General features: G+C 65.4%; 23 protein-coding genes and 1 tRNA gene. 10 read left to right on the top strand and 14 right to left on the bottom strand.

Translation table 11 applies throughout. The features are described from left to right. Window positions 1-2,799: a malto-oligosyltrehalose synthase gene (gene treY / locus QW887_RS07090; protein ID WP_316194305.1), complete on the top strand. Its 2,799-nt coding sequence runs from the start codon at window positions 1-3 to the stop codon at window positions 2,797-2,799. On the opposite strand, the gene QW887_RS07085 is transcribed toward treY, so the two are convergent. Next, window positions 2,800-3,111: a polyhydroxyalkanoic acid system family protein gene (locus QW887_RS07085; RefSeq protein WP_315717996.1), complete on the bottom strand. Its 312-nt coding sequence runs from the start codon at window positions 3,109-3,111 to the stop codon at window positions 2,800-2,802. Between the two features lie 170 nt (window positions 3,112-3,281). Here QW887_RS07085 and QW887_RS07080 point away from each other — a divergent pair, with 170 nt between their 5' ends. After that, on the top strand, window positions 3,282-3,446 hold the full coding sequence (locus tag QW887_RS07080) for a DUF3309 family protein (RefSeq protein WP_006614022.1): 165 nt from the start codon (window positions 3,282-3,284) through the stop codon (window positions 3,444-3,446). A gap of 47 nt (window positions 3,447-3,493) precedes the next feature. Here QW887_RS07080 and ligD read toward each other — a convergent pair whose 3' ends face one another. After that, window positions 3,494-6,184 (bottom strand): DNA ligase D, encoded by a 2,691-nt coding sequence (gene ligD, locus QW887_RS07075; protein WP_316194304.1) that lies wholly within the window; start codon window positions 6,182-6,184, stop codon window positions 3,494-3,496. A 639-nt stretch (window positions 6,185-6,823) separates the two neighbouring features. On the opposite strand from ligD, the gene QW887_RS07070 reads away from it, so the two are divergent. Further along, window positions 6,824-7,705, top strand: a complete 882-nt coding sequence (locus QW887_RS07070) for a Ku protein (protein ID WP_315717994.1) — start codon at window positions 6,824-6,826, stop codon at window positions 7,703-7,705. A gap of 237 nt (window positions 7,706-7,942) precedes the next feature. Here the strand turns inward: QW887_RS07070 and QW887_RS07065 are convergent, their stop codons facing one another. The 8 genes from QW887_RS07065 to QW887_RS07030 form a co-directional block, all read right to left on the bottom strand. Next, window positions 7,943-8,221, bottom strand: a complete 279-nt coding sequence (locus QW887_RS07065) for a DUF6496 domain-containing protein (protein ID WP_315750196.1) — start codon at window positions 8,219-8,221, stop codon at window positions 7,943-7,945. 183 nt (window positions 8,222-8,404) lie between these two features. Then, entirely contained in the window at window positions 8,405-8,584 is a 180-nt protein-coding gene (locus QW887_RS07060; RefSeq protein ID WP_315738670.1) for a hypothetical protein, read from the bottom strand. A 623-nt stretch (window positions 8,585-9,207) separates the two neighbouring features. Beyond that, window positions 9,208-9,897, bottom strand: a complete 690-nt coding sequence (locus QW887_RS07055; protein ID WP_316194303.1) for a response regulator transcription factor — start codon at window positions 9,895-9,897, stop codon at window positions 9,208-9,210. Then, window positions 9,894-12,611, bottom strand: a complete 2,718-nt coding sequence (locus QW887_RS07050) for a sensor histidine kinase KdpD (protein ID WP_316166613.1) — start codon at window positions 12,609-12,611, stop codon at window positions 9,894-9,896. The genes QW887_RS07055 and QW887_RS07050 overlap by 4 nt, the downstream gene beginning before the upstream one ends. 67 nt (window positions 12,612-12,678) lie before the next feature. Next, window positions 12,679-13,284, bottom strand: coding sequence for a K(+)-transporting ATPase subunit C (locus QW887_RS07045; RefSeq protein WP_315750193.1), 606 nt, complete (start codon window positions 13,282-13,284; stop codon window positions 12,679-12,681). 121 nt (window positions 13,285-13,405) lie between these two features. Then, window positions 13,406-15,523, bottom strand: coding sequence for a potassium-transporting ATPase subunit KdpB (gene kdpB / locus QW887_RS07040; protein ID WP_316194302.1), 2,118 nt, complete (start codon window positions 15,521-15,523; stop codon window positions 13,406-13,408). Window positions 15,524-15,539: 16 nt separating this feature from the next. After that, window positions 15,540-17,243 (bottom strand): potassium-transporting ATPase subunit KdpA, encoded by a 1,704-nt coding sequence (kdpA, locus tag QW887_RS07035; protein WP_316194301.1) that lies wholly within the window; start codon window positions 17,241-17,243, stop codon window positions 15,540-15,542. 34 nt (window positions 17,244-17,277) lie between these two features. Next, window positions 17,278-17,367, bottom strand: coding sequence for a K(+)-transporting ATPase subunit F (locus QW887_RS07030; protein ID WP_042340291.1), 90 nt, complete (start codon window positions 17,365-17,367; stop codon window positions 17,278-17,280). Window positions 17,368-17,808: 441 nt separating this feature from the next. On the opposite strand from QW887_RS07030, the gene QW887_RS07025 reads away from it, so the two are divergent. Continuing rightward, a complete protein-coding gene (locus QW887_RS07025) occupies window positions 17,809-18,261 on the top strand; it encodes a hypothetical protein (protein ID WP_316194300.1) in 453 nt (150 codons plus the stop codon). A gap of 18 nt (window positions 18,262-18,279) precedes the next feature. Beyond that, on the top strand, window positions 18,280-18,564 hold the full coding sequence (locus QW887_RS07020) for a hypothetical protein (RefSeq protein ID WP_316194299.1): 285 nt from the start codon (window positions 18,280-18,282) through the stop codon (window positions 18,562-18,564). Between the two features lie 64 nt (window positions 18,565-18,628). On the opposite strand, the gene QW887_RS07015 is transcribed toward QW887_RS07020, so the two are convergent. From QW887_RS07015 to mobB, 3 genes are all read right to left on the bottom strand, one after another. Next, window positions 18,629-20,284 (bottom strand): OFA family MFS transporter, encoded by a 1,656-nt coding sequence (locus QW887_RS07015; RefSeq protein WP_315828329.1) that lies wholly within the window; start codon window positions 20,282-20,284, stop codon window positions 18,629-18,631. Window positions 20,285-20,994: 710 nt separating this feature from the next. After that, window positions 20,995-21,258, bottom strand: coding sequence for a sulfurtransferase TusA family protein (locus QW887_RS07010; protein ID WP_409999286.1), 264 nt, complete (start codon window positions 21,256-21,258; stop codon window positions 20,995-20,997). Window positions 21,259-21,364: 106 nt separating this feature from the next. After that, on the bottom strand, window positions 21,365-21,898 hold the full coding sequence (gene mobB, locus QW887_RS07005; RefSeq protein WP_316169186.1) for a molybdopterin-guanine dinucleotide biosynthesis protein B: 534 nt from the start codon (window positions 21,896-21,898) through the stop codon (window positions 21,365-21,367). A 241-nt stretch (window positions 21,899-22,139) separates the two neighbouring features. On the opposite strand from mobB, the gene mobA reads away from it, so the two are divergent. The 5 genes from mobA to QW887_RS06980 all read left to right on the top strand — a co-directional run bounded on the left by mobA (window position 22,140) and on the right by QW887_RS06980 (window position 26,071). Next, the gene (mobA, locus tag QW887_RS07000) at window positions 22,140-22,769 is read left to right on the top strand and encodes a molybdenum cofactor guanylyltransferase MobA (RefSeq protein WP_316194298.1); all 630 of its coding nucleotides are present in this window, start codon (window positions 22,140-22,142) and stop codon (window positions 22,767-22,769) included. Between the two features lie 9 nt (window positions 22,770-22,778). Continuing rightward, complete coding sequence (locus QW887_RS06995; RefSeq protein ID WP_315717976.1) at window positions 22,779-23,369, top strand: cation transporter; 591 nt, start codon at window positions 22,779-22,781, stop codon at window positions 23,367-23,369. A gap of 184 nt (window positions 23,370-23,553) precedes the next feature. Further along, the gene (locus QW887_RS06990) at window positions 23,554-24,765 is read left to right on the top strand and encodes an ABC transporter substrate-binding protein (RefSeq protein WP_315717975.1); all 1,212 of its coding nucleotides are present in this window, start codon (window positions 23,554-23,556) and stop codon (window positions 24,763-24,765) included. A gap of 83 nt (window positions 24,766-24,848) precedes the next feature. Next, window positions 24,849-25,820 carry a tripartite tricarboxylate transporter substrate binding protein gene (locus QW887_RS06985; protein ID WP_315717974.1) on the top strand — a complete coding sequence of 324 codons (972 nt, stop codon included), beginning with the start codon at window positions 24,849-24,851 and terminating at the stop codon, window positions 25,818-25,820. A gap of 175 nt (window positions 25,821-25,995) precedes the next feature. Then, a tRNA-Ile gene (locus QW887_RS06980) sits at window positions 25,996-26,071 on the top strand. 21 nt (window positions 26,072-26,092) lie between these two features. Here the strand turns inward: QW887_RS06980 and QW887_RS06975 are convergent. After that, on the bottom strand, window positions 26,093-26,242 hold the full coding sequence (locus tag QW887_RS06975; protein WP_315718474.1) for a hypothetical protein: 150 nt from the start codon (window positions 26,240-26,242) through the stop codon (window positions 26,093-26,095). Between the last annotated feature and the right edge of the window lie 451 nt (window positions 26,243-26,693).

Raw genomic sequence — 26,693 nt, 5'->3', positions numbered from 1 at the left:
ATGCCTCCGGCCATTCCTCTCGCGACCTATCGCCTGCAGCTCGCGGGTGATTTCGACTTCGAATCGGCCGCACGCGTCGTGCCATATCTGAAGGCGCTCGGGATCAGCCACGTCTACGCTTCGCCCTTCATGACGGCGCGGAAAGGCTCGACACATGGCTACGACATCACCGATCATTCCAAGCTCAATCCCGAGCTCGGCGGCGAGGACGGCTTTGCGAAACTGTGCGCGGCGCTGAAGCAGCACGATCTCGGCCTCATCCTCGACTTCGTGCCGAACCATGTCGGCGTGCATTTCGACGACAATCCATGGTGGCTCGACGTGCTCGAATGGGGCCAGGCTTCGCCGCACGCCGCCTCGTTCGACATCGACTGGGACCAGTTGCCGTACCGCGCGCGCGGCGGCGTGCTGCTGCCGATCATCGGCACCTCCTACGGCCACGCGCTCGAACATGGCGACATCGAGCTGCGCTACGACCCGGACGAAGGCTCGTTCTCCTGCTGGTACTTCGAGCATCGGCTGCCGATCGCGCCGGAGCGCTATGGCGAGGTACTGCGCATCATCGTCAAGGAGGCCGGTGACGAGAGCAGCGAGGCCGGCAAGGCGATCCTCGACCTGGCGTCGCGCTATCGCGGCTTGCGCCATCCGAACCGCAAGGAAGCGCCGGCGTTCAAGGCGGCCCTCAAGGCCATTCCCGGCGCGGCCGACGTCATTGCCCAGGGGATCGCAGCCTATAAGGCCGGCGACCGTGGTGCGCAGACGCTCGCTCTGCATCATCTGCTGGAGCGACAGCACTACAAGCTCGGCCATTGGCGGCTTGCGTCCAGCGACATCAACTACCGCCGCTTCTTCGACGTCAACACGCTGGCGGGCCTGCGCGTCGAGGATGCCGGCACGTTCGAAGCGATCCACCGGCTGGTCAAGAAGCTGATCGCGGATGGCCAGTTGCAGGGTCTGCGGCTCGACCATATCGACGGCCTGCGCGATCCCGCACAATATTTCCAGCGCCTGCGGCGGCTGATCCGCGACGCTCGGGGGCCCGCAGCCGGGCCGTTCTACGTCGTCATCGAGAAGATTCTCTGCGAGCACGAGAAGCTGCCGGGTTTTGCCGGCGTGCACGGCACCACCGGCTACGAGTGGATGAACGTCATCACCCAGGTCCTGATCGACGGCAAAGGTCTGGAGCCCTTGGACGAGATCTGGCGCCAGATCAGCAACAAGCCGCCGAAGCTCGCGCCTGTGATCAAGGAGGCCAAGCGGCGCGTGCTGGAGACGCTGCTGACCAGCGAATTCACCGTGCTGACCCGCCTGCTGGCGCGCATCGCCAACGGCCACTACTCGACGCGCGACTATTCGGAAGACATCCTGCGCCAGGCGCTCGAGCTGTATGTTCTTCACTTCCCGGTCTATCGCACCTATCTCACCACAGCCGGCCCGACCGAGACCGACCGCAAGCTGATCGACCACGCCATCGCAGGCGCCCGGGCCGAATGGTTCGCCTCCGACGGCTCGATCTTCGAGTTCCTGCGCGATGCGCTGACCATGGATCTCATCAAGCGCGACCGCAGCACCAACCACAGCGTCCCGCGTGTGCGCCGCTTCGCCCTCAAGGTGCAGCAGTTCACCGGGCCGATGATGGCGAAGTCGCTGGAGGACACCGCCTTCTACCGCTTCCACCGACTGCTCGCGCTCAACGAGGTCGGTGGCGATCCAGCGGCGCATGCTCTGGCGATCGCCGACTTCCACAAGCTGATGCGGGACCGCGCCAGGCATTGGCCGCACGGCATGACCGCCACTGCTACCCACGACACCAAGCGCGGCGAGGATGCGCGCACGCGGCTCGCCGCCATCACCGAGCTGCCCAACGATTGGACGTCCGCAATGGCGCGCTGGAAGACCTTGAACGCGCCGCACGTCGTCACGGATGGCAAGATGCGCGCGCCCTCGGCGGCGTTCGAATACATGCTGTACCAGACGCTCGTCGGCATCTGGCCGGCAAGCGGCACCGATGGCACCCTGCCCGAGCGGCTGCAGGCCTATGCGCTGAAGGCCGCGCGCGAGGGCAAGGAGGAGACCAGCTGGCTCAATCCGAACGAGGCCTATGAGAACGGCCTGCGCGCCTTCATCGACCGCATCCTGGATCGCGAGCGCTCGTCCGAGTTCCTGCAGTCGCTGGAGACGCTTTCCAGGCGGCTCGCTTTGCTCGGCGCGCTGAACTCGCTGACCCAGCTTACGCTGAAGGCGACGATGCCCGGCGTGCCGGATTTCTATCAGGGCACCGAGTTCTGGGACCTTTCGATGGTCGATCCGGACAACCGCCGCCCGGTCGATTTCGCCGCGCGTGAGCACGCGCTGCGTGCGTGCGAGACTCCCGACTGGGCCCACCTCGCGGACCATTGGCCGGACGGCCGCATCAAGCTCGCCTGGACGCGGGAGCTGCTGAAGCTTCGCAACCAGATGCCCGCCGTGTTCACCGACGGCTCCTACGAGCCGCTCGAGGTGAGCGGACGTCATGCCGATCACATCATTGCCTTCGCACGACGGCGTGGGCGCGACGCCGTCGTCGTCGTCACCGTGCGCAACTTTGCACCCTTCACCGACGGTGGCCGGGTGTGGCCCCACGCAGATGGTTTCGACGCCGAGGTTCATGCCCGCGGCTACACACCTGCGGACATGCAGGACGGCATCCTCACGGTGTCCTCCATCTTCACGCATTTGCCTGCAGCGACGATCCCGGCGCGGACCGACGCGGCAGCCCACCCGTCTGGTCGACGTCGGACAGCAGCGGCCCCGACCTGATCAGCTCTTCTTCGTCAACAGCAGCTGGCCGCGGCTGCGGATCGCGGATTGCGCCGCCTCGGCAAAGCGCTGCAGCAGCCAGGGCAGCACGACCTCGACACGCACGTGATCGTCGGCGACGTCGACATGGCCCGACGCCGCCTGACCGAGCGCGCGAACGCGAAAGATCATCTTGTCGCCCTCCCAGCGCTCTTCGTCGACCTTCAGGACCGGAACGCTGGTCGCGGCGCGGCTGAGACCGGCCTGGAGCCGGCGCACGGCCTCGTCCTTGCCGAGGCGATGCGGAATGGAAACGACAAGCGGTCTTGACATCGCGATCTCCTGACTAACAACCCGCTCTACGTAGTCATCGTTGGCTACGACCGCAAAGACACAATCCGCATTTTAGCTGTTCCCTTACGGAACTTTCGAAGTTCCGGCCAGTTTTCTCGTCGACGGCAGAGCACGTTGTCGCCCCGCTGCCGGGCACTGGAGGGAAGCACATGTCCATCGGAACTATCATCCTGATCATTCTCATCATCGCCCTGCTCGGCGGCTTCTCCGGCATCGGCGGCGGTCCGTTCTACGGCACCGGCTACTACGGCGGCGGCGGTCTCGGCCTGATCATCGTCATCGTGCTGATCCTCGTCCTGCTCGGACGTATCTGATCTTCTGATGCGATCGACTCGGGCAGACAGCACGTCTGCCCGAGCGACTACGAGGTCTCTGCGAGCGTCTTCATGGCCGCCTTGATAGAGCCAGCGGCATCTTCATAACCATCCCACGCCTTGGTCTTGGCCAGCAGCGCCGGTACGGTGCGGACGGTGTAGCGCTCGGGTTCGAGCCCGTTCTTCACCTGCGCCCAGGTCAGCGGCATCGACACGGTGGCGCCTTCGCGAGCGCGCGGCGACAGCACGGCGACCGCCGTCGACATCCGGTCGTTGCGCAGATAGTCGAGGAAGATCTTCCCCTTGCGCAGCTTCTTCGACATGTTGAGCAGGTACTGCTCCGGGCGGTCGTTCGCCATCCATTGGCACACGCCCTGTGCAAACGCCTTCGCTTCGGGCCAGCTCACCTTGTCGCGCGCGCCGTGCAGCAACGGCGTCACCACATGCAGACCCTTGCCGCCCGTGGTCTTGCAGAAGCTCTCGAGTCCGAGGCTCTTCAAGCGCTGGCGCATCTCCTTGGCGGCCGCGATCACCTCCTCGAACGCGACGTTCGGCGCCGGATCGAGATCGAACACCAGCCGACCCGGGACGTCATAGGCGTCCGGCGCGCAATTCCATGGATGCAGCTCGACGGCGGCGACCTGGGCCACCGCGATCAATCCCTCGACGCGGTCGATCTGCAGATACGGTTTGCGGTCGCCCGAGACCTTGACCAGCTCCAGCAGGTCGGACATGCCCTGCATGCCGTGCCGCTGGAAGAATTTTTCGCCACCGATGCCATCAGGCGCACGCACGATCGAGCACGGCCGCCCCCTCAGATGCCCGATCATCCAGTTGCCGACGGCTTCCAGATAGGTCGCAAGATCAAGCTTGGTGACGGGCTCGCCGTCGCCGGCGTCCGGCCACAGCGCCTTGTCGGGCTTGGAGATCGCAACGCCCATCACGGTCGCCGAGCCCTTCGTGCGTGACGGCGTCTTGTGCAGCGTGGTGCCGACGGTCGCGACGCTCGCGGCGGCCCGCGCCACCGGCCTGGCAACCTTCGTCGTCACCACCGGCGCCTCGGCAACGACCTCGCGCGCCGGCTTGTCCTCACGCAGTCCCTTGAACGAGGCCTGCCTGACATTGCCGTCGCCGGTGAAGCCCGCAAACTCGATCTCGGCGACCAGCTCGGGCTTGAGCCAATGCACGTCACGCGTCTTGCGCGGCGCGTTCTTGCCGCTGAACGGGCTCTTGTCGGATGCCGCCGCCTTCAGCGCCGGCATGATCTCCTTCACCGTGTCCTGGCCGAAGCCGGTGCCGACGATCCCGACATAAGCGAGATGATCGTCCTTGTTGACGCCGACCATCAACGATCGGAATTTGCCGTTGGTCGTCTTCCAGCCGCCGATGACGACCTCGTGGCCGGGCCTGGTCTTGGCTTTGGTCCAGCTCTCCGTCCGTCCCGAATGATAGGCCGAGTCCAGCTTCTTGGAGACGATGCCCTCCAGCGACAGCTTGCGTGCGGACTCCAGCACGGCTTCGCCGTCGCTCTCGAAGTGCTCGACGTAGCGGATCCGCGGTGTCTTGCCCTTGATATGCGCCTTCAACAGCTTCGCCAGCCGCGCCTTGCGCTCGCGCAACGGCTGGCGGCGCAGGTCGAACTCCTCGGCGAACATCAGGTCGAAGGCGAAGAAGATCAGCTCGTCGGTTTCACCCGCCGAGATCGCCGCCTGCAGGGCGGAGAAGTTCGGATTGCCGTCCTTGTCGAGCGCGACGATCTCGCCGTCGATGATCGCGTCCGGCAGCTTCGCAGCCTCCTCCGCAATCGCGCCGAACTTGGCGGTCCAGTCCAGGCCCTTGCGGGTCTTCAAGGTCGCCTCGCCGTCCTCGACCCTGATCTGGACGCGGTAGCCGTCGAACTTGATCTCGTGCGCCCAGCCCTCGCCGCTCGGCGGTTGCGCGACCGACGTACAAAGCTCGGGCGGCACGAAGTCGGGCAGCGACGATACCGTCTTCGGCGCAACGCGGGCCTTGGTTCCGTTTGCCTTCGCGGCCCTCGCCTTCGGTGATGAGGCCTTCGTAATCGGCTTGGTTTCGCTGTCACTGCGGTTGGAGTGCCACACCGCATCCGCGTTCATGCGCTGCGTCTTGGCGAGCATGAACGGCTTCGGCGCCTTGCCCTTGCCGGCCGCGATCTGCTCCATCGTGCGGCCCGAGGCGACCGACTTGTCGGCATCCAGGATATCGTTGGCCTCGCCTTCCCGGGCAAACTCGTCGCGATGCTTGATCAGCAGCCAATTGGTCCGCTTGCCGCCGGTGCGATCGTGGCGCATCCGCACCAGCACCCAGCTGCCATGCAGCTTTTCGCCCTCGAGAGTGAATTTGAGATCGCCCTTCTTGAACCCGCGCTCCGGGTCCTCGCTGTCCCAATAGCCGCGGTCCCACAGCATGACGGTGCCGCCGCCATACTCGCCTTCCGGGATCGTACCTTCGAAATCGCCGTAGTCGAGCGGATGATCCTCGACCTCGACCGCCAGCCGCTTGTCGTGCGGATCGAGCGACGGCCCCTTGGTGACGGCCCACGACTTGAAGACGCCGTCGAATTCGAGCCGCAGGTCGTAGTGCAGGCGTGTTGCGTCATGCTTCTGGATGACGAAGCGCGGCCGCGCCGTACGCGCGACCTTGGCGTCGCCGGACGGCTCCGCCGTCTTGTCGAAATCGCGCTTCTTGCGATAGGTGGAAAGCTTCCCGAGCGCCACGGTGATCCCTCGCGTTGAGTGGTAGCGTAGCAAAGCCGGCGAACTCGTGGAACCGGCCGCATCGGCAGGATAACTTCGGGCAAAGTTCCGCGTTCCCGCGGCTCATGGAGGGCCCAGGCTGTGCTGGCGTCCGCCCTCTGCCAGTCGAGAGGGCGCAGGGAAGGCCGGGAGCTCGCCGCCCCCATGGCCCGCCTGCAGAAAGAAATGCAGGCGGCAGGTACCACAGGTGCAGCCGAGACATCCCGGCCCTCCCTGCGCGACGGCTTTAACGGCTGCTTCGCGTTCTCCCCGGTGCGCCGGGCTTGTTGGCCACCGTGTCGCGACAATGCGCCTGCGCGCATTGCGCTGGATACCAGCATCGGGGTATCAGGACCGCGCGACTTGACCGTGCATGCGGATTGTTCGTCGGCGCGACTGAATCACGCTGCAACCCGGCACACCCATCGCATTCCGCTGCCGACGTCCGTGACGACCGCGATACGTCCCCTCCGACGCAACGGAACGGGCCGGACCATAATGCTGATTTTACGAAATCGTCAAGCGAATTATTTTTTCCCGAAGCGACCTTCGCCGGGCCCATGGAACCCACACCGATGCTTGCCCGTTGCAGCCTCGTCCGGATTGTCCAAGGAGACCACGATGGCCCCCCGCGCCTACTGGAAAGGCTCGCTCAAACTCTCGCTCGTCAGCTGCCCCGTCGTGCTCTATCCGGCGTCGACGTCGGTCGAGAAGACGCGCTTCCATCTGATTAACCGCGAGACCGGCAACCGGCTCAAGCAGCAGATGGTGGACGCCGAGACCGGCGACATCGTCGAGGGCGACCAGAAGGGCCGCGGCTATGAACTCGCCAAGGGACAGTATGTCGAGATCGAGCCGGAGGAGCTCGAGGCGGTCCAGATCGAGAGCAACCATACGATCGACATCGACAGCTTCGTGCCGCGCGACGAGATCGACCAGCGCTATCTCAACCACCCCTACTACATCGCCCCCGACGGCAAGGCGGCGCTCGACGCCTTCGCGGTCATCCGCGACGCCATGAAGGACCAGGAGCGCGTGGCGCTGGCGCGGATCGTGCTGACCAACCGTGAGCACGTCATCGCCATCGAGCCGATGGGCAAGGGCATGCTCGGCACCACGCTGCGCTTTCCCTATGAGCTGCGCGACGAAGCCGAGTTCTTCGACGACATCAAGGCGCCGAAGATCAGCAAGGACATGGTCGAGCTGGCCGGCCACATCTTGCAGACCAAGGCAGCCCATTTCGACCCCTCGGAGTTCAAGGATCAGTACGAGACCGCGCTGAAGGCGCTGGTGAAGCGCAAGGCCTCGGGCAAGCCGATCAAGCTGCCAGAACCGGCGGAGCGGCCCGACAACGTCGTCAGCCTGATGGATGCGCTGAAGCAGAGCCTGAACGGCAAGAGCCGAAAAAAGACAGCGCGTGCGGCGTCGCGGCGGACGCGCACGCATCGACGCCCGGCGAAGAAGGCGCATCGGTCGGCGGCGCGGCAGAGGAAGGCGGGGTGAAAGCCAGCAGCTGCCTGCGTGGCGCAAGCGGCCTCCACACCCACCGCCGTCGTCCCGGCGAACGCCGGGACCCATACTCCGCGGCGGGTGTTGTAAGACAAGACTTGTCCCACATCCCGCGCAATAACATCTCCCTGGGGTTATGGGTCCCGGCGTTCGCCGGGACGACAGCGGAGAATTTTGCGACGGCTGCGGGTCATGGCGTGCGCGATGATCGTAGCCCGAATGATCGCCTCGTCAGCTCTTCTTCGACTTCTTCTTCGTCGTTTTCTTGGTAGTCTTCTTCGTGCTCTTCTTGCTCGCCTTCTTGGCCGTCTTCTTCGCTGAGGCCCTCGCGCTCTTTTTCGCGGGCACCTTCTTGCCTTCGCGGCGCGCCTCCGACAGGCCGATCGCGATGGCCTGCTTGCGGCTCTTGACCTTGCGACCGGAACCGCCGCTGCGCAGCGTGCCGGCCTTGCGCTTCTTCATGGCCCGGCCGACCTTGGCCGATGCCTTGCGCGAGTATTGTCGTGCCATGAACATCCTCCCGATTGCGACACGTAAACCGCGTCGGCGAGACGAAAGTTCCAAAGCGCAAGCTGATGCCGCGTACCTCCACCCATGCTTTCACGATCGCGGGAATCGAAGCCCGCCGATACATCGAGATTCCAATGCAGCTTCGCGCTCGTCGTTTCGATGACGGATAGACCGAGAAGCCAATCAGACGTTCTGATCCGCCGCATGAGGCGCAACTGGACAAGGCGACGTTCCGAATGATGCGTCCCTGGCCTCTTCCTCAGTCAGCAATTTCAGGAGCACCGTCCGCTTGGACTCATCGTTGAATTCAGCGAGACGTTTCCTGAACAGGATGAGGTTCTGCAGATGAATGTATTCTTCCATGACCGACCTCACTGATGGGAGCCAAGAACGACGTCGATGGACGAACGGCAAACGAAATCCAGGTGTGCAATATCTTTGATCTCATCGGGTCTTCCGAACCCGTCAAGGTCTGGATCTTGTGCTGCGATCTCGAACAGTCCCTGCAGGCTGAAAGATCGAACGCGCAGAACCCCTCACCGGGACATAGGCCGGCCTTCATGCCGAAGCGGCACTGCAACGCATCGGGCTGACCTTGATTGAGATGAATTTCGGGCATGATGCTCTTCCCAGTATCGCCGATGACAACCTCTGCGCCGCACTCGGCAGCCTCGCCCCCCCCAAATTCAGATCGTGTTCTGACAAGCCGAGACATGGCACGTCCCGTGTTTACACCGTCGTGCATGCAAACGCACGATCAGCTGCGCCGATGAGGTGGCACGACCGCGGTCTCGATCATCCGTTGATCCGGAGAACGGGCGCCTGCGGACGTACTGTGCCGCAGCGCGAGATGACCGGCTGGTCAAAATTGCTCGAAAATATAACGAAACGAGCTGATGCCGCCCGCGGTACACGCAAGCTCGCCCATCGAATGGCGATGCCAACGCCCCTGACACACAGGACCAGTCGGCCGATACGGCCAAAGCTCAGTCCGGCGCGCGCAGCCGATAGCCGATGCCGGTCTCGGTCAATACGAATTGCGGGCGCTCGGGATCGACCTCGATCTTCTGCCTGAGCTGACGTACATAGACGCGCAGATATTGCGCGTCGGTCAATTCGTCCCACAGCTCCTTGAGCAGGAAGCGGTGCGTCAGCACCTTGCCGGCGTGCTGCACCAGGACGCGGAGCAGATCGTACTCCTTGGGCGACAGCTTGATCTCGCGGTCGCCGACCTTGACGATGCGGCGGACGAGATCGACGGAGAGATCGCCGGTGCGGAACACCGGACGCTCGCCCTGCACCTGCAACTGATGCCGCAACGCCGCGCGCAGCCGCGCCAGCAGCTCATCCATGCCGAACGGCTTGGTGATGTAGTCGTCGGCGCCGAGATCGAGCGCCTGGACCTTGCCCGCCTCGTCGCCGCGGCTGGACAGCACCACGACCGGCACGGCCTCGTTGCGGCCACGGATGGTTCGCAGCAGCTCGAGCCCGTCGACGTCGGGCAGGCCAAGGTCGAGAATGATCAGCGCCGGCTCCTGGCCCAACAGCTCCAGCGCGATCCTGCCGTTCGAGGCTTCGAGAATCTCGTAGCCCTGCGTGGTCAGGCCCATCCGCAGCAGCTTGCGGATCGGCGGCTCGTCGTCGATCACGAGCACCTTGATCGGAGCGCCGGTCATGCGGCCGTATCCAGCGGTCTGGCCTGCGCCGGCACGGGCAGGCGGATGGTGAGGACCGCGCCGGGCCGATCGGTGCGGTTGCCGGCGAAGATGCGGCCATGCATCGCCTCGATGAAGCCGCGCGAGATCGCGAGCCCCAGACCGGTGCCGGGCCGCACCTGGTCGCCCTTCTGCACGCGATAGAACTTGTCGAACACGTGCTCGACCTCCGCGGCGGGAATGCCGTCGCCTTCGTCACGGATCTCGAGCATGACCCAGTTGTTGTCGCGGGCCGCGCGGATCGCGATCGAGGTCTCGGGAGGCGCATATTTGGCGGCGTTGTCGAGCAGATTGAACAGCACCTGCTCGAACAGCACCGCGTCGACCTCGACCATCGGCAGATCGGGGGCCAGCTCGAGCGAGACATGATGACCGGCGAGGATCTTGCTCGCGCGCCGCAGCGCGCTGCCGACGATCTCGCCGACGTCGTGGCGCGCGGCGTTCGGCACGATTGCGCCCGATTCCAGCCTGGTCATGTCCAGGAGATTGGCGATGAAGCGGTTGAGCCGTTCGGATTCGTCGATGACGGTGGCGAGCAGGTCGAGCTTCTCCTTGTCGGACAGCCGGGCCGCGAGATCGCGCATCGTCGAGGCCGCGCCGAGCACGGAGGCGAGTGGCGTCTTCAGATCGTGCGAGATCGAGGTGAGCAGCGCCGAGCGGAGCCGGTCCTGCTCCATGGTGCGCTTGACCTTGTCCATGTCTTCGACCAGCAGCACGCGCTCGATCGCGAGCGCGCCCTGGTCGACCAGGGCATCGAGCAGCCGGCGCTGGTCCGGCGTCAGCAGCGGCCCGGTGCGATCGTCATCAATGCCGATGACGCCGATCGAGCCGCGCCCGGTGCGCATCGGCAGGAACAGCCGCTTGGCGCCCGGCAGCGTGTCGGAGCCGCGGCCGGCGGCGCGGTCGTTGCTCCAGGCCCAGCTCGCGGCGGCGAGGTCGGCGTCGTCGAGCTGATCCTCCGGCGGGTAGCCGGTCATGACCGTGAGCTTGCCGTCCTGCGGCAGCAGCAGCACGACCCGTACCTTCAGCATCAACGCCGCCTGATAGGCCGTGGCCCACAGCACGTCATCGAGGGTCGCGGTGCCCGCAAGCTTGCGGCTGAAGGCATAGAGCTGCTCGGTGGTCCGGACGCGGTGGGTGGCGGCGTCAGCCTGAACGCGAACGCGCGCGGCGACGTTGGACACCAGGATCGCGATCAACATGAAGAAGAAGAACGCGCCGATGTTGGTCGGATCGGTGATCGTGAACGTATACAGCGGCGGCAGGAAGAAGAAGTTGTAGCAGAGCGAGGCGGCGAGGCTCGCCAGCAGTGACGGCCACAGGCCGTAGCGTGCGGCGACGCCGACCACGGCCGTGAGGAACACCAGATCGACGTTCTCGATGCCGAAGACGGGCTGGATCAGCTCGGCGAGGCCAAGGCCGACAGCCGTGATCAGCAGCGCCTTCAGATAGGGCTTCGGCTGCAGCGGCTCGCTGCGCGCTCGCGTCTGCACCGAGCTGCTCGTGGTGTCCGGCGCCTCCTCGCCGGCGATGACGTGGATGCTGATGTTGCCGGCGCCCCTGACGAGGTCGTGGACCACGGAGCCCCTGATGATCTCGAACAGGCGCGAGCGGCTCGACTTGCCGATGATGATCTGGGTGACGTTGTTGGCCTGCGCGAAGTTGATGAGGTCATCCGCGATACGCCGGCCGACGCCCGGAATCGTCAGCGCCTCGCCGCCGAGAGTCTCGGCCAGCCGCAGCGTATCGGCGAGCCGGTCGCGCTGCTTGTCCGTGAGCTGCAGGTTGCGCCGGGTCTCGATGGTAACGGCGGTCCACGGCGCGTGGACGCGGTCGGCGAGCCGCTTGGTGTAGCGCACCAGCCCTGTCGCTCGCGGGTCCTCCGACACGCAGACGAGGATGCGCTCGCCGGCTGCCCAGGGGCCGGCGATGGCATTGGCCTGCATGTGGGTGAGTAGTTGCTCGTCGACGCGCTCGGCCGTCCGGCGCAGCGCGAGCTCGCGCAGCGCGGTCAGGTTGCCGGGCGAGAAATAATGCTCCAGCGCCCGCTCTGCCTGCTTGGGCACATAAACCTTGCCCTCCTTCAGTCGCTGGATCAGATCGTCGGGCGTGAGGTCGATCAGTTCGATGGCGTCGGCGCGGTCGAGGACCGAGTCCGGGACGGTCTCGCGCACGCGCACATGGGTGATCTGGGCGACGACGTCGTTGAGGCTCTCGATGTGCTGGACGTTGACCGCCGTGTAGACGTCGATGCCGTGCGACAGCAGCTCCTCGACGTCGAGATAGCGCTTGGGGTGGCGGCTGCCCGCCGCATTGGTATGCGCGAGCTCGTCGACGATCGCGAGCTTGGGGCGGCGCGCGATCACGGCATCCAGATCCATCTCCTCGACGATCTGGTCCTTGTAGGAAATACGTTTGCGCGGGACGACCTCCAGGCCGCGCACCAGCGCCTCGGTTTCGGCGCGGCCATGCGTCTCGACGAAGCCGATCACGACGTCGACGCCGGCCCTCAGCTTGGCATGCGCGCTCGACAGCATCTCATAGGTCTTGCCGACGCCGGGGGCGGCGCCGACGAAGATCTTGAGCTTGCCGGCAGGACTGTCCTCCCGCCGGGCCGCTTCGAGCAGGGCCTCCGGCGAGGGACGTTGGTCAGGATCGCGGCGTTGACTGGCCATGCGGCATTATAGACGGAGGGACCTCGGCGCCAAGGCCAAGACCTTCAAGGCCAAGACCTTCAGGGCGTCATTGCGGTTTGGCAGCATCGAGTGCCAGGTTGAGCGCAAGCACGTTAACGCGGGGTTCGCCGAGCAGTCCGAGCAGACGGCCCTGGGTCTGCCGGGCGATCACGGCCTGGACGCTCGCCTCCGGCAAGCCGCGTGCCTTGGCCACCCGCGGCACCTGGAACAGCGCCGCCTCCGGCGAGATGTCCGGATCGAGCCCGCTCGCCGAGGTCGTCACCAGATCGACCGGCACGGCCTGCGCGGGATTCTCCGCCTTCAGCTTGTCGACGTCCTCCTTGACGCGGTCGGCCAGCGCCTTGCTGGTCGGGCCGAGATTGGAGCCGGACGAGTTGGCGGCGTTGTAGGGCGCAGAAACCGTCTTGGTGGAGTCGTTCGGATCGGCGGCCGAGGTCGCCGACGGACGGCCGTGGAAATATTTGTCGTCCTTGAACTCCTGACCGATCAGCGCCGATCCGATCACCTTGCCGTTGCGCGTGATCAGGCTGCCCTCGGCCTGCGCCGGAAAGATGGTGCCGGCGACGACGGTCATGGCGAGCGGGTAGAGCAGCCCGGTAATCAGGGTCAGCGCGACCAGGACCAAGATGGCGGGACGGATTTCTTTGAGCATGAGAATCTCCTGTGTCTCTCCCGTCATTGCGAGGAGCGAAGCGACGAAGCAATCCAGAGTCGCGTGGCCCGAGACAGTCCTGGATTGCTTCGCTTCGCTCGCAATGACGGCGGTTGGGGCTTTAAGCCAGATGCAAGGCGGTCACGATCAGGTCGATCGCCTTGATGCCGATGAAGGGGATGATGATGCCGCCCAGCCCGTAGATCATCAGGTTACGGCCGAGCAGCGCGCCGGCGCCGATGGCGCGGTAGGCGACGCCCTTCAGCGCCAGCGGGATCAGCGCGATGATGACGAGCGCGTTGAAGATGATCGCCGACAGGATCGCGCTCTGCGGGCTCGCCAGGTTCATGACGTTCAGCACGTTGAGCTGCGGGTAGAACGCCAGGAACATCGCCGGGATGATCGCGAAATATTTGGCGACGTCGTTGGCGATCGAGAACGTCGTCAGCGCGCCGCGCGTCATCAAGAGCTGCTTGCCGATCTCGACCACCTCGATCAGTTTGGTCGGGTTGGAGTCGAGATCGACCATGTTGCCGGCTTCGCGCGCGGCCTGCGTGCCGGTGTTCATGGCAACGCCGACATCGGCCTGCGCCAGCGCGGGCGCATCGTTGGTGCCGTCGCCGCACATCGCCACCAGCTTGCCCTTGGCCTGCTCGTCGCGGATCAGCTTGAGCTTGTCCTCAGGCGTCGCCTGCGCCAGGAAATCATCGACGCCGGCTTCGGCGGCGATCGCCGCCGCGGTCATCGGGTTGTCGCCGGTGATCATGATGGTGCGGATGCCCATCCGGCGCAGCTCGGCGAAGCGTTCGCGGATGCCGCCCTTGACGATGTCCTTGAGCTGGACGACGCCGAGCAGGCGCCCGTCCCTGGCGACCGCGAGCGGCGTGCCGCCGGATTTGGCGATGTCGTCGGAGATTGCACGGATCTCGCGGACAAGCTCGCTCTCGACCGGCTGAACCGCGCGCACCGTGTTGCCGGAGACGGGCTGGGTGGGGCCGCCGCCGATGGAGTTGAGGATGGCGTCGACCGCACCCTTGCGCACCGAGGAGCCGCCGGCATCGACGCCGCTCATGCGGGTCTGCGCCGTGAACGGCACGAAGGTGGCGCCGAGCTCGGCCATGTCGCGGCCGCGGATGCCGTATTTGTCCTTCGCGAGCACCACGATCGAGCGGCCCTCCGGTGTCTCGTCGGCGAGCGATGCGAGCTGCGCCGCGTCGGCGAGCTCCTGCTCGCTCACGCCCTTGACGGGACGGAATGCAGTCGCCTGGCGATTGCCGAGCGTGATGGTGCCGGTCTTGTCGAGCAGGAGCGTATCGACGTCGCCAGCGGCCTCGACCGCGCGGCCCGACATCGCCAGCACGTTGAAGCGCACCAGGCGGTCCATGCCAGCGATGCCGATCGCCGACAGCAGCGCGCCGATCGTGGTCGGGATCAAGGTCACGAACAGCGCCACCAGCACCACCACCGAGATCGAGCCGCCGGCATAGGCCGCGTAGCTCGGGATCGTCACCGTCGCGAACACGAAGATGATGGTGAGGCCGGCGAGCAGGATGTTGAGCGCGATCTCGTTCGGCGTCTTCTGCCGCTCCGCGCCCTCGACCAGCTTGATCATGCGGTCGATGAAGGTCGAGCCTTGCGCGGCCGTGATCCTGACGCGGATCCAGTCCGACAGCACCTGCGTGCCGCCGGTCACCGCCGAGCGGTCGCCGCCGGATTCGCGGATGACGGGCGCGGATTCGCCGGTGATGGCAGCCTCGTTGACCGAGGCGACGCCCTCGATCACCTCGCCGTCGGAAGGGATGGTGTCGCCGGCCTCGACCAGCACGAGATCGCCGACCTTCAGGCTGGTGCCGGGCACGAGCTTGTAGGTGTGATCGGCCGGGTTCGTGCCCGTCAGCAGCTTGGCCTGGCTCTCGGTGCGCGTCTTGCGCAGCGAATCCGCCTGTGCCTTGCCGCGGCCTTCGGCGACGGCTTCGGCGAAATTGGCGAACAGCACGGTGAACCACAGCCAGAGAATGATCTGGAAGGTGAAGCCGAGATTCGCTCCGCCGGTCACGACGTCGCGCAGGAAGATCACCGTGGTGAGCGCGGCGACGACCTCGACCACGAACATCACCGGATTTCTGATCATCAGCCGCGGGGCGAGCTTGACAACCGCGGCCTTGATGGCCGGCAGCACGATCTTCGGGTCGAGCATCGTCGACATCGACGAGCGCTTCTGCAGTTTCATGGTGTCCATGGAGGTTGCTCCGAGATCAGAACACGGTGCCGGCGGCCATCGCGAGATGCTCGACGATCGGACCGAGGGCGAGAGCCGGGAAGAAGGTGAGGCCGCCGATGATCAGGATGACGCCGACCACGAGGCCGACGAACAGGCCGCCCGTGGTCGGGAACGTGCCGGCCGAGGGCGGGATCGACTTCTTCCCGGCGAGCGAGCCCGCGATCGCCATCGCCGGAATGATCATGAAGAAGCGGCCGACGAACATCGAGGACGCGAGCGTGAGGTTGTAGAAGAAGGTGTTGCCCGTGAGTCCTGCGAATGCCGAGCCGTTGTTGGCGGTCGCGGAAGTGTAGGCGTAGAGCACCTCGGTGAAGCCGTGCGGACCGGCATTGGCCATCGACGCGACGGCCGAGGGCAGCACCACCGCGACCGCGGTCCAGCCGAGATACATCAGCGGCAGCACCAGGATCGCCAGCATCGCCATCTTGACCTCGCGCGCCTCGATCTTCTTGCCGACATATTCCGGCGTGCGCCCGACCATCAGGCCGGCGACGAAGATCGCGAGCACGACGAACAGCAGTATGCCGTAGAGCCCGGCGCCGACGCCGCCTATGATGATCTCGCCGAGCTGCATGTTGATCAGCGGGATCATGCCGCCCAGCGCGGTGAAGCTGTCATGCATGGCATTGACCGCGCCGCAGGAGGCGGCCGTCGTGATCACGGCGAACAGTGACGACGCGACGATGCCGAAGCGGACCTCCTTGCCTTCCATGTTGCCGCCCGTCAGTCCCAGCGCGTTCAACGTGGTCGTACTGTTGGCCTCGGCCCAGCAGGTGATGGCGACGCCGGCGATGAACAGGACGCCCATCACGGCGAGGAGCGCCCAGCCCTGGCGCTGGTTGCCGACCATGCGGCCGAACACGTTGGTCAGCGCGGCACCGAGCGCGAAGATCGAGAGCATCTGGATGAAGTTCGACAGCGCGTTCGGGTTCTCGAACGGATGCGCGGCGTTGGCATTGAAGAAGCCGCCGCCATTGGTGCCGAGCATCTTGATCGCGACCTGCGAGGCCACCGGGCCGACCGCGATGGTCTGCTTCGCCCCTTCCAGCGTCGTGGCCTCGACATAGGGCCCGAGCGTCTGCGGGATGCCCTGCCAGACCAGGAACAGCGTGTAGACGATGCAGAGCGGCAGCAGCACATAGAGCGTGCATCGGACGACGTCGACCCAGAAATTGCCGACGGTCCGCGCCGAGGCGCGTGAGAAGCCGCGGATCAGCGCGATCGCGAGCACGATGCCGGTCGCGGCCGACAGGAAGTTCTGGTGCGTGAGCCCGAGCATCTGCACGAGATAGGAGAGCGTGCTCTCGCCGCCGTAGTTCTGCCAATTGGTGTTGGTCAGGAAGCTGATCGCGGTGTTGAAGGAGAGATCCTCGGCGACCGCTGACTGTCCCGCGGGATTGAACGGCAGCACGGCCTGCAAGCGCATCACGCCGTAGATGATCAGGAAGCCGCCGACATGGAACAGCAGCATCGCGACCGTGTAGGTCAGCCAATGCTGCTCGCGGCGCTCGTCGACGCCGCCGATCCAGTAGATTGCGGACTCGACCGGCCGCAGCACCGGCGACAGGAAGGTGCGCTCGCCATTGAAGACGCGCGTCATGTACCAGCCGAGCGGCTTGGCAAGCGCGACGATGACGGCGCAGTAGAGCAGGATCTGGATCCAGCCGATCACAGTCATGGGGATGTTGTCCTTGAAGGTGCGACGGTGGCGGTCAGAACCGCTCGGGCCGCAACAGCGCGTAGGTGAGGTAGATCAGAAGGCCGAGCGATACCGCGCCGGCGAGCGAATAGTCGAAGATCATGGCTCGTCTCCTAGAGCCGCTCGCAGGCGTAGGTGTAGCCGATCGCCAGGGCGAACAAGCCGGCGGCCAGCGCCAGCATCAGGATGTCCAACATGGGTGTGCTCCTCATGCGCGCGAACGACGCGCAACGCTTGGAGCGGCCGGGAGCGCCGGTGCGGCCACGGTCCGTTCCATCGCGGACAGATGGCATCCGACCTCATAGGTTTTCGAGACAGCACTGCCGACAGAGTTATAGGAATCTCATAAAGACCGCGGCGTTCTCGCGCCCCCCGGCAGAACCGCGCGGCCGCAGCCGCATATGAACCGGCCATGCCGCCGCGGCGTCTTTATGCGCCGGCTATTTCTTCCCGCCTTCGCCCCTCTCGCATTCCTACGCCGCCGTCGACCACATTGCCGATCAAGGCCCATCGGGCCATCGCTCACTGACGACGGGAGGCCGGCATGGCTGCCTTGACGACACGACCGGATGTGCCCGAGCGGGTACAACTCGCGCAGACCACGACGGCGATGCTGACGGCCCTGCTTGGCGAAGACGAGGGCGTCTCACCGTTGTCGGCGCGAGGGCGACGCCGGCTGCGGATCGCACGATTGCTGGAGACCGACGCGCGGATCGATGCCGCGCTGGAGCTGGTCGCGCTGCAATTGCCACGATGGCAGCTCCGGCGGATCGCCTATGATGACGGCGAATGGCACTGCGCATTGTCGCAACAACGGGAATTGCCGGACTGGCTCGATCATTGCGTCGAAGCCCGCCACGCCGATCTCGCCCTCGCCATTCTCCACGCAGCCGCCGAGGCCCGCCGTCTCGAGCCCGGCGTCTCGCAGACTGACGCAAGGCGCGGCGTCCAGGCCGAACCCGGGCTTGCCGACCTGTTCTGCTGCGACAACTTCTGAGCCGGTGTTACCTGCGCGATGCTCATCTCCACCGACAGGCCCGCTGAGCTTCCGGCGGCCAGGGTCCTGCTGCGATTTGTGCTGCGACTAGCAATCCTCATCCTGTTCGCCACGTTCGGCCGCATCGGCTTCGGTCGCAGCCTCGCCGCCCTGCTCTGGATGACCATGATCCTGTGTGCCATGCTTGCGGTGCTGCGCCGCGAGGGCGTGTTCGCCGCAGGCCTGAACCATTGGGACGAGATGATCGGCTACACCGCGCTCTTTTGCGCGGCGATGGCGCTGATTCAGTCGTCCGGAAACTAAGCCCCTGCGCCGCAAAAAAAGGGGCGGCCGATCCGGCCGCCCCGCTTGTCTCATCGCCGATCGGTCAGAAGATCTTGACCGCGCTTTCCAACGTCTTCCAGACACCCCATGCCAGCGGCACGCCGACGAAGGCCCAGAACAGGGCGGCCTTGACGTCGAGACCGCCCTTGCCGATGCCGAACGACCCGTGCTGGATCGCCGACTCGTTCTTGGCGAGCTCCGCCTGGTACTTCGCGACTTCGTCCGCGCTCATGTTCCACTTGTCATCGACGGGCTTGATCAAGAAGTTGCAGATCAGGCCGGCGAGCAGCATGGCGCAGAGAATATACATCGTCGTGTTGTACAGCTGGTCGCGCGGCACGCCGGCGGCAAGCTGGAACTCGCGGATGTAGTTGACGACCACCGGACCGATGATGCCGGCCGTCGCCCAGGCCGTCAGCAGACGGCCGTGGATGGCGCCCACGAACTGGGTGCCGAACAGGTCGGCCAGATAGGCAGGCACCGTCGCGAAGCCGCCGCCATACATCGAGAGGATGATGGCGAAGGCCGCCACGAACAACAGCTTCGAACCCATCGCTGCGAAGGTCGGCGCCAGCGCATAGAGCACGATGCCGATCAGGAAGAAGCAGTAATAGGTGTTCTTGCGGCCGATGTGGTCCGACAGCGACGCCCAGAAGAAGCGGCCGCCGATGTTGAACAACGACAACAGGCCGGCAAAGCCTGCCGCGATGCCCGCGATCGCGGCCTTCTGGCCGGCGTCGAGCTGGTTGAAGCTGACGTCGGGCAGACCGATCAGCTTGCCGGCGAAGATCTCCTGCAGCATCGGCGAGGCCATGCCGATCACGCCGATACCGGCCGACACGTTCAAGCAGAGCACCCACCAGACCAGCCAGAACTGCGGAGTCTTGTGCGCGTTGTCGAGGTGCACATGGTGCTCCGAGATCATCGCCTTCTTGACCGCCGGCGGCGTCCAGCCTTCGGGCTGCCAGCCGACCGGAGCGACGCGATAGGCAAAGGCACCGATCATCATGAAGACGAAGTAGATCACGCCCATCGTGACGAAAGTCTCCCAGACACCCACCGAGGTCGGGGTCTTGAAGTAGTTCATCAGCAGGTTGGCGAGCGGAGCACCGATCATCGCGCCGCCGCCGAAGCCCATGATGGCCATGCCGGTCGCCATGCCGCGCCGGTCCGGGAACCATTTCACCAGGGTCGACACCGGCGAGATGTAGCCGAGGCCGAGGCCGATGCCGCCGATGACGCCGGCACCGAGCCACATCATCCAGAGCTGGTGAACATAGATGCCGAGCGCCGCGATCAAGAGGCCACCGCCCCAGCAGCAGGCTGCAACGGCACCCGCCTTGCGCGGTCCGGCCCGCTCGAGCCAGCCACCCCAGACCGCCGCGGAGCCACCCAGCAGCACGAAGAACAGGGTGTACATCCAGCCGAGGCTTGCGACCTTCCAGTCGCAGCTCGTCGTGAACAGCTCCTGCACCAGGGTCATGTCCGGGCAGGCCTGGGTCTTGGTCACGCCGATCGCGCGCGACAACGGCAGCCAGAACACCGAGAAGCCATAGGCCATGCCGATGCAGAGATGGATGCACAGCGCAGCCGGAGGAACCAGCCAGCGGTTGAACCCCGCCTTGGCGACCGTGTGCTCACGATCGAAGATCCCCGCCTGCGCGCCCGGGAGCGTGCCCGCGCTTTCAATGGTAGCCATGCATCCCTCCCCTACGGACTCTCGTCCAACGCAACAACGTCATGTTCTGTCCCCTTGATCAGAATCAATACGCCCACTCACCCCGCCCGCTATCGCGTACCAGAGCAGTCTTGCAACGCACAAACGCTCATCACTGCCTCGATGCGCATAACACCCCACCCGAGACGTTATGCCCTCACCATTCTTGTGCCGCTGGTCTGCCTGGCCCGCTCCCCAGCGGGCATGACTCGTCTCCCGCAACCTCCGCGGAAAGCGCCCCAATTGGTGCAGAACCGAGGCAAATTGTCGATAGTAAAATGGTAATAATCGGTCAATCTTGGTGGATTGATCGCACTGCAGCGCGAATGTGTTGCTAACACACACACAAATTCACGTGCAACCAACGCGACCGCCACTCCCGGCTGTAGTCATGTTGCTCTCGATTACTTTCTCGACGCGTCACGACCATCCCTGATGAAATCAACTAATGAGATGTACCGACCGTCAGCGACGGACACGCTCATAGCCGCATGCGCGCGCTCGCGGAAACGTGAAGAAGGAACAACTTGTCCTTGCCTTGCAACAGCGTCGCAAGCCTGGACTGAGAACGCGGCATTGTTGTGAGCTCGGGTTGGCGCCGCTGCGACGATAGGAAGCAGCGCAATCTCTTGACAGTCCGACCAAGACAGCGCGCGAACTACGTAGTTCGAGCAGCCCGCAGCAGAGGATGTTCACCGCCGCACGGATCCGGCCGGTTCCGCGGCCTTCTCGATCCGAAACAGAATGCCGTGCTCGGTGCGATCGACGCTCTCGACCCGATCTCCGGTCTCCCGCACCAGATTCGGGATGTCGATCACGGCAAGCGGGTCGGTACAACACACTTCGAGCCGCTCTCCCGCCTTGAGCGTCTGCAGCGCCTTCCGGGTCTTCAGCACCGGCAATGGGCACTTCAGGCCCGTCAGATCCAGCCTCGTCATCATCATGCGCGCGACCATGGAGAAGCGGTTCCGGGACGTCAACCGGGGCGGCAGCCTCCTATGGAACTCGGAACTGGGTTCCTGGGATGCCAGAAGATACAGGTGCGAGCTCGCGCGAGCTCCATCACGGAACACCAGGTTTGTCGCACAGCGCGAGAACGTCCGCCCGCGGCGTCGCCAGATGTAGGACGAGCGCCGCGATCGCCGGAATGTCGTCGAGATGAACGCGCGGCAGCGCCGTCTCGACATCGCCGTCGCTGGCGAGCCCGACAATGCCTGGATCGTCGGGAAACAGCAGCGGCTTGCCATTGGCCGCGCGATGCACCTCGATACGGCGATGCGGCCCGGCCTTGTACCCTTCGATGACGACCAGATCGACGGGAGACAATTTCGCCAGAAGCTCCGCGAGTGCGGGCTCCCTTGCTCCGCGCAGCTCGTGCATCAGCGCCCAGCGCGTGCCCGACGCGACGAGGACCTCCTCGGCCCCGGCCTCGCGATGCCGCCACGAATCCTTACCCGGGACGTCGACGTCGAACTTGTGATGGGCGTGCTTGATCACCGAGACGCGCACTCCCTGCCCCCTGAGATGAGGAATCAGCCGCGTCAGCAGCGTGGTCTTGCCGGCGCCGCTCCAGCCGGCGAGGCCGATGACTTTCATCGCGGTCTCCAGAAAGGCCCCGGCGTTTTTCGCACAGCCAGGAGCGCGGGATCGATCGATGGCCCGAAGGCCCCGTGGAACGCCACGTCCACTCTTGGCAATGTCATGCCAGCAGCCCCATGGACCAGGCAAGGGCCCGTGGGGAGGGCCATGCCGGCATGGCCGCCGGGCAGGCGCAAATGGTGGATCGCGCGCGGCGCAACACTGACGCCCTGGCAGCAGTCGTGGTAACGAACCCGCGATGACAGCCATGACCTCGACTTCGATCCCCGGCGTGCTGCTCGCCGGCGGTCGCGCGCAGCGGATGGGCGGCGGCGACAAGCCGTTGCGCATGGTCGACGGCCGCACCATCCTCGAGCGCGCGATCGCGCGGCTGGCGCCGCAGTGCAGCCGGCTGATCCTCAACGCCAATGGCGACCCCGCGCGGTTCGCAGGCAACGGTCTGCCCGTCGTGCCGGATGGCGTCGCAGGCTTCCCGGGCCCGCTCGCTGGCATTCTCGCCGGCCTCGAGTGGGTTGCGACGCACATGCCGGAGGCCCGGTGGATGCTGAGCGCCGCCGGCGACTGCCCATTCCTGCCGCGTGATCTCGTCGCGCGGCTGGCGACAGCGCAGGCGGCCGAGCAGGCCAAGCTGGCGTTGGCGGCGTCCGGCGGACAGATCCACCCGGTGATCGGACTGTGGCCGGTCGGACTGCGCGAGGATCTCCGGCACGCCCTGGTCGCGGAGGACATCCGGAAGGTCACCCGCTTCACGGCGCGCTACAAGGTCGCGATCGTGAGCTGGCCGACGGTGCCGCTGGATCCGTTCTTCAATGCCAATACCGCAGTCGACCTCGCCGAGGCGGAGCGGCTCGCAGCTCTCGAGGATTGAGGACGCCTGATGGACGCGACAACCATCGTTCGCCGCGCCGTGCTTGCCGTTGCCGCGCTCAATCTCGGATATTTCGGCATCGAGTTCGCCGTGGCGCTGGCGATCGGCTCGGTGTCGCTGTTCGCCGACAGCGTCGACTTTCTGGAGGACGCCTCGGTCAACATCCTGATTGCGCTGGCGCTGCGCTGGAGCGCCCCGCGGCGGGCGCTACTCGGCAAGGTGCTGGCGCTGATCCTGCTGGCGCCGGCGGTCGCCGGACTGTGGACCGCCGGCGAGAAGTTCTTCACGCCGATCGTACCCGCACCGCTGCCGCTCACCGTGACCGGCCTCGGCGCGCTGATCGTCAATCTCGGCTGCGCGTTGATCCTGGCGCGGGTCAGGGACCACCAGGGCAGCCTCACCCGCGCCGCCTTCCTGTCCGCACGCAACGACGCCTTCGCCAACATCGCGATCATCGCGGTCGGTCTCGTGACCGCCTTTGTGTGGCCCTCGATCTGGCCCGACCTGATCGTGGGCGTCGGTATCGCGCTCATGAATGCGGACGCCGCGCGCGAGGTGTGGGAGGCTGCGCACGAGGAGCAAAAGACCGCCAAGGCCTGAACGGCCGAGAATCCTGCGCGCGCGCGACGACCTCACTGCTTGCGGCATTGCAGCGCACGGGATCGCTCCACCGCTCCGCCGTCCGGCATGATTGACGGCCGCCCTGGATTGATTGCAGATAGGCGGACCGGCCGGCAGAGCCGGAACAAACAACGGCGTCACGCCGGTACCGGTGGAGGACTGATTGCAACTCAGCTGTTTGAAGCGGGCGGCGTGGGCAGCAGCCGCGCTGTTGGTCACGACCGCCGCGCAGGCCGAGATCTCCGACAACGTCGTCAAGATCGGCGTGCTCAGCGACATGAACGGCCCGGCCTCGACGCCGACCGGACAAGGCTCCGTCACCGCGGCGCAGATGGCGGTCGATGATTTCGGCGGCAAGGTGCTGGACAAGCCGATCAGCGTCATCGTCGGCGATCATCAGCTCAAGCCCGACATCGGCGCCGCGATCGCGCGCCGCTGGTACGACACCGAGCAGGTCGATCTCATCGTCGACGTGCCGGTCTCCGCGGTGGGCCTCGCCGTGCAGACCATCGCCACCGAGAAGAAGAAGCTGTTCATCACCCAGTCGACCGGTGCCGCCGATTTTCACGGCAAGTTCTGCTCGCCTTACGCGATGCAATGGGTGTTCGACACCCGCGCACTCGCCACCGGCACGGCGAAGGAGGTCGTCAAGCGCGGCGGCGACAGCTGGTTCTTCATCACCGACGACTACGCCTTCGGCCATTCGCTGGAGCGCGACGCCTCCAGCGTCGTCATCGCCAATGGCGGCAAGGTCGTGGGCGCGGTGCGGCCGCCATTCGCGACGCCCGATCTGTCGTCCTTCATCCTGCAGGCGCAGGCCTCCAAGGCCAAGATCATCGGCATCGCCGCCGGCCCGCCCAACAACATGAACGAGATCAAGACCGCATCCGAGTTCGGCCTGCTCAAGGGAGGCCAGCAGATGGCGGCGCTGCTCGCGCTGGTGACCGACATCCATTCGCTCGGCCTGCCGGCGGCGCAGGGGCTCCTGCTCACCACCTCGTTCTACTGGGACATGGACGACAAGACGCGCGAATGGTCGAAGCGCTATTTCGCCAAGATGAACCGGATGCCGACGATGTGGCAGGCCGGCGTCTATTCCGCCGTCATGCACTATCTCAACGCCATCAAGGCGGCGGGCAGCGACGATCCCCTCGCGGTCGCCGCGAAGATGCGGGACACGCCGGTCGAGGACTTCTTCGCCCGCAACGGCAAGCTGCGAGCCGACAATCTGATGGTGCATGATCTCGTGCTGGCGCAGGTCAAATCGCCGGAGGAGAGCAAATATCCCTGGGACTACTACAAGATCCTCGCGACCATCAAAGGCGATGACGCGTTCGGCCCGCCGGATCCGGCGTGCCCGCTGATCAAGAAGTGACGGCGCACTGAACGATCGGCGGCCGGGGCGACCGGGCCGCCGCATGCGAGCTGAACGACAACAATCAATGGGGGAAGACGAGCATGAAGCTGGCGCGCGCGCTGCTGTTCGGGTTGATCGTCGCGGCGGGACTCGCCGCCAAACCGGGACCGGCGCTCGCCGCCTATCCGGACCGCCCCATCCGCTGGCTGATCGGCTTTGCCCCCGGCGGGCCCGTCGACATCGTCGCCCGCATCATGGCGCAGTGGCTGTCCGACCACCTGGGCCAGCAGGTCGTGGTCGAGAACCGCACCGGCTCGGGCGGCAACATCGCGGCCGCCGCCGCGATCAACTCGCCGCCCGACGGCTATACGCTGCTGTTCGTCGCGCCCAACAACGCGATCAGCACCTCGCTCTACAAGAAGCTGCCCTATGACTTCATCCGTGACACCGTGCCGGTCGCCAGCATCATGCAGCTCACCAACATGCTGGTGGTGAGCAACGACGTACCGGCCAAGACCGTCAAGGAGTTCATCGACTACTGCAAGGGCAACCCGGGCAAGATCGCCTTCGCGTCCTCCGGCAACGGCACCTCGGTGCACATGGCGGCCGAGCTGTTCAAGGCGATGACCAAATGCGACATGCTGCACGTGCCCTATCGCGGCTCGGCGCTGGCCTTTCCCGACATCATCTCCAACAAGGTGCAGTTGATTTTCGACAACCTCCCGACGGCGCTGGAACAGTCGCGCGGCGGCAGCGTCCGCGCGCTCGGCGTCACCTCGCCGCAGCGCTGGCCGACGGTGCCGGACGTGCCCGCGATCGCCGAGACCGTGCCGGGCTACGAATCGGTCGGCTTCTACGGCATTTCGGCGCCCAAGGGCACGCCGCCCGACATCGTCGAGATCCTCAACAAGGCGGTCGGCGAGGCGCTGAAGGACCCCAAGCTGGTGGCGCGTCTCACCGAGACCGGCGGCATCCCGCGCGCGATGACACCGGCAGAGTTCGGCAAGCTGGTCGTCGACGAGACCGAGAAGTGGCGCAAGGTGGTGGAATTCGCCGGGGTTTCGGTGGACTAGCGTCGCGGCGCGCCGGGACAGACCGGCGTCGACGGAAGCGCGCCAAAACAATCGGGCAGCGGCATTGCCGGATGGCTGGCCAGGCTGTAAACGGAGCCCGAGCCGTCGTTGGGGTTCCGACGCCGCGCCGGACAGGCCCGCTCCTGCCCGCCGCCGGCAAGACCTCAGCGTCGCGGGGCCTGTAGCTCAATGGTTAGAGCCGACCGCTCATAACGGTCTGGTTGCAGGTTCGAGTCCTGCCGGGCCCACCAATGAGCTCAAGAGTTTACGGCTCACGCGCCAAGTGTTTTTCGAGGTGAACCACCGTTTCGACCACCGATACGTTCTGCTTGCGATCCCTCGAGGTAATCGCGGCCGCGGCCTCGCGCATGCAGTCCGGGATGATGATGGCCGAAGGTGTCGAGCAGCACCTTGACCGACATTCCGAGAAGGCCTGAGACCTGCCACGGATAGCGCGCCGCTGCAGGCGGGGAATATCTCGCCGCACACGCTGCGCCAGACGGCGGCGACGTGGCTTATGCACGCGCGAAGCCCCTCATGATCAGCAGGGATCAGCGCCCTTGACGTAAGAAAAGGCGCAGGTTGATCCGTCCCCATACCAGGTGTTTGATTGCGGACTGACGTAGACCTTACATATCCTGTCGACCACGTAGGGAGGGCCCCATTTCTTGTCGGGCGTTGCAAGAGACTTGGGCAGCAGCTCGCCATTACAATTTATACACGTCCAGCCATTCGCCGCCGCGACCGCTCGGCTCATCGGGATCTGAGCATGGCTGACACAGCTGTGGCCGGGGTGAAGACTTTTCGGCGCAGCTTGTGCAAATCCGTTTCCGATTGCCGCGACGAACAACATGAGCGCGACGTCTGAGGGAG

Origin of the sequence: Bradyrhizobium sp. SZCCHNRI3052 (assembly GCF_032484895.1) — a bacterium.
Lineage (GTDB): Bacteria > Pseudomonadota > Alphaproteobacteria > Rhizobiales > Xanthobacteraceae > Bradyrhizobium.
This window is presented reverse-complemented; position numbering and strand designations above follow the sequence as displayed.

What these genes read in the sequence shown, in the direction of transcription:
- QW887_RS07055 (WP_316194303.1), bottom strand. Translation starts at nt 9,897, where the DNA reads ATGACCGGCGCTCCGATCAAGGTGCTCGTGATCGACGACGAGCCGCCG.
- QW887_RS07080 (WP_006614022.1), top strand. Translation starts at nt 3,282, where the DNA reads ATGTCCATCGGAACTATCATCCTGATCATTCTCATCATCGCCCTGCTC.
- QW887_RS07045 (WP_315750193.1), bottom strand. Translation starts at nt 13,284, where the DNA reads ATGCTCAAAGAAATCCGTCCCGCCATCTTGGTCCTGGTCGCGCTGACC.
- QW887_RS07085 (WP_315717996.1), bottom strand. Translation starts at nt 3,111, where the DNA reads ATGTCAAGACCGCTTGTCGTTTCCATTCCGCATCGCCTCGGCAAGGAC.
- QW887_RS07050 (WP_316166613.1), bottom strand. Translation starts at nt 12,611, where the DNA reads ATGGCCAGTCAACGCCGCGATCCTGACCAACGTCCCTCGCCGGAGGCC.
- QW887_RS06975 (WP_315718474.1), bottom strand. Translation starts at nt 26,242, where the DNA reads ATGTCGGTCAAGGTGCTGCTCGACACCTTCGGCCATCATCATCCCGGA.
- QW887_RS07060 (WP_315738670.1), bottom strand. Translation starts at nt 8,584, where the DNA reads ATGGAAGAATACATTCATCTGCAGAACCTCATCCTGTTCAGGAAACGT.
- mobB (WP_316169186.1), bottom strand. Translation starts at nt 21,898, where the DNA reads ATGAAAGTCATCGGCCTCGCCGGCTGGAGCGGCGCCGGCAAGACCACG.
- kdpA (WP_316194301.1), bottom strand. Translation starts at nt 17,243, where the DNA reads ATGACTGTGATCGGCTGGATCCAGATCCTGCTCTACTGCGCCGTCATC.
- QW887_RS06995 (WP_315717976.1), top strand. Translation starts at nt 22,779, where the DNA reads ATGGACGCGACAACCATCGTTCGCCGCGCCGTGCTTGCCGTTGCCGCG.
- QW887_RS07010 (WP_409999286.1), bottom strand. Translation starts at nt 21,258, where the DNA reads ATGGTCGCGCGCATGATGATGACGAGGCTGGATCTGACGGGCCTGAAG.
- QW887_RS07065 (WP_315750196.1), bottom strand. Translation starts at nt 8,221, where the DNA reads ATGGCACGACAATACTCGCGCAAGGCATCGGCCAAGGTCGGCCGGGCC.
- QW887_RS07030 (WP_042340291.1), bottom strand. Translation starts at nt 17,367, where the DNA reads ATGATCTTCGACTATTCGCTCGCCGGCGCGGTATCGCTCGGCCTTCTG.
- mobA (WP_316194298.1), top strand. Translation starts at nt 22,140, where the DNA reads ATGACAGCCATGACCTCGACTTCGATCCCCGGCGTGCTGCTCGCCGGC.
- QW887_RS07070 (WP_315717994.1), top strand. Translation starts at nt 6,824, where the DNA reads ATGGCCCCCCGCGCCTACTGGAAAGGCTCGCTCAAACTCTCGCTCGTC.
- treY (WP_316194305.1), top strand. Translation starts at nt 1, where the DNA reads ATGCCTCCGGCCATTCCTCTCGCGACCTATCGCCTGCAGCTCGCGGGT.
- QW887_RS07020 (WP_316194299.1), top strand. Translation starts at nt 18,280, where the DNA reads ATGCTCATCTCCACCGACAGGCCCGCTGAGCTTCCGGCGGCCAGGGTC.
- kdpB (WP_316194302.1), bottom strand. Translation starts at nt 15,523, where the DNA reads ATGGACACCATGAAACTGCAGAAGCGCTCGTCGATGTCGACGATGCTC.
- QW887_RS06985 (WP_315717974.1), top strand. Translation starts at nt 24,849, where the DNA reads ATGAAGCTGGCGCGCGCGCTGCTGTTCGGGTTGATCGTCGCGGCGGGA.
- QW887_RS07015 (WP_315828329.1), bottom strand. Translation starts at nt 20,284, where the DNA reads ATGGCTACCATTGAAAGCGCGGGCACGCTCCCGGGCGCGCAGGCGGGG.
- QW887_RS07025 (WP_316194300.1), top strand. Translation starts at nt 17,809, where the DNA reads ATGGCTGCCTTGACGACACGACCGGATGTGCCCGAGCGGGTACAACTC.